This is a genomic window from Gelidibacter algens (assembly GCF_001678675.1).
Taxonomy (GTDB): Bacteria; Bacteroidota; Bacteroidia; order Flavobacteriales; family Flavobacteriaceae; genus Gelidibacter; species Gelidibacter algens.
Genome location: NZ_LZRN01000110.1, coordinates 1 through 1,965, shown reverse-complemented (window position 1 = coordinate 1,965; position 1,965 = coordinate 1). Strand labels below are relative to the sequence as shown.

Sequence of the window (1,965 nt, the reverse complement as noted above, 5' to 3'; positions counted from 1 at the left end):
AGCGCAGTTTGTGCTTGGAATGGCTCGTGCCGTCACACGCAACAGCTCGTACACATAAACGTTGTAAAACATTATGAAGAAAATTATCGCATTATTAACAATATTTACACTTCTATCCTTTTCACAAGAGGAAAACGAATGCGAGGATTATTCAAGGCCATATTGGGGAAGTGGAATTAACAGTAGAATAAAGGGAGAAAATCCAACATTGAGAAATGCCTTCAAAGAAATTCAATTATTAGAAACTAATATCACCCCAAGTAAAGGATTTATAACATTAAGATTGAATATTTCAAAAACAGGAAAATTGTGTGATATTGAAACATTCCAAATTGATGAGAACTATCAAAATACAGAATTCAACAACGGAACTTTAATAAAGGAACTGGAAAAAATTGCATCTGGACTGAAAGATTGGGAACGAGATAAAGAAATAAAGACATACAACCTAATAAGAATAAAAATCAAAAACGGAATAATTGAAGAAATTTTTTAAATATCTATTCATTGGATTAAGCTCTATAATTCTATTGATAGTTATTGGAGTTACTATTTGGTGGAACATAAAATCGGACAGAGAAAAATCCAATTTTTTCGCAAGCCTTCACGATTTCGAAAGAGCAATAAAGTACGACCAAAATAATAGCGATGCTTGGATGGAACGTTCGGTTTATTTTAATAAATCTGGAGATTTTAAGCAAGGATTTGAATATTTGGACAAAGCTGTCGAGCTTGACCCAAAACTTCATTTGGGTTATCGTGGTTGGATAAGATTAAGAAAAATGCGAGACTACGATAAGGCTTTAGCCGATTTTGATAGACTTGATAGTTTGACGCCAAATTTTGTAGATGCACCTTGGGGAGAAAATATTGACTTTTTGCGTGGAGAGTGCTATTTTGGAAAAAAAGAATATCTAAAAGCTATTGAAATGTTGAATCGAAATATCAAAAACCAAAAAGAGGATTGGTCTGATATTCATTCTTTCGTCTATCTCGGACTTTGCGAATACGAACTTGGGAATTACGAAAAATCAATTCCCGAATTTCAAAGAGCAATAATACAAGCGAAATACACACCAGAATCTTTTTTTGGAATGGCAAAATCATATCAAAAGCTTGGGGAAATCGAAAAAGCAAAAGAAAATATATTGATTGCGGAAGAAAATATACGCTCAAAACGGGATGATTATTACAACGAATTTTTGAACGAAATATACCTCTCTGAAATTTTAGAATTTAAAGAACAATTGGGCAAATAACGTTTTACAACACCGTATATAAGCTATGGCTTGGTCTATGCTTATATGGAAAATCTTTGGATTTCCCAAAGTTAGTTTATATTTGGAAAGGTTTGTGCTTTAACACGCCACAGCTCATATACATAAACGTTAGTACACAGCTGAACGAAACTCTGAAAATTCCTCGATTTTTTTTTGGTTTTAAGAACAAAACAGAAGATTGAGTTTTCAAGAAAATCAGTGCAGAATTGATCACTTTTTTAATTGTTTTATCTCCTTGAATATCGGAAGTTAAGTCGCTTATCAGGAAAATTTGTGCTTAACCAAAGTTCCTTCAAAAAAGTAATTCCCAAGTCTGAAAAGACAAAACCTTACGCCGAAAATCACTCTGATGTAAAATCCTTGAAAGACCAAACCGGATTTTTTTTTGCTGTTTAAGTGCAAAACCAGAAGATTGTGTTTTTCGACCGAATCCGATCTGACAGAAAAACAACTTCAATAAAACTGAATACGAAAAACCATAACAGAAATTAGTCTGAATTTACTAAATTAGACTTTTAAACAACAAGACGTCAGAATTCAAACTCGGGCGGAAAAGTTAAAAGCCGTGTACTAACACCGTGTACAAGCCATTGCTGGGACTGTGACCGTTTGGAAAATCCTGCGGATTTCCCACAGTCACGTCTTATTAGGATTGGTTCGTTCCATCCGTCGCAACAGCTCGTAC

2 protein-coding genes are annotated in these 1,965 nt (G+C 34.0%); both read left to right on the top strand.

From position 1 onward, the window contains the following. Positions 1 to 73: 73 nt before the first annotated feature. The gene (locus A9996_RS19285) at positions 74 to 496 is read left to right on the top strand and encodes a hypothetical protein (RefSeq protein WP_066439162.1); all 423 of its coding nucleotides are present in this window, start codon (positions 74 to 76) and stop codon (positions 494 to 496) included. Further along, positions 480 to 1,259 carry a tetratricopeptide repeat protein gene (locus A9996_RS19280; protein WP_066439160.1) on the top strand — a complete coding sequence of 260 codons (780 nt, stop codon included), beginning with the start codon at positions 480 to 482 and terminating at the stop codon, positions 1,257 to 1,259. Before A9996_RS19285 ends, A9996_RS19280 begins: the two co-directional genes overlap by 17 nt. Positions 1,260 to 1,965: the final 706 nt, after the last annotated feature.

Excerpts from the sequence above, each read along its gene's own strand:
- A9996_RS19285 (WP_066439162.1), top strand. The coding sequence starts at position 74 with ATGAAGAAAATTATCGCATTATTAACAATATTTACACTTCTATCCTTT.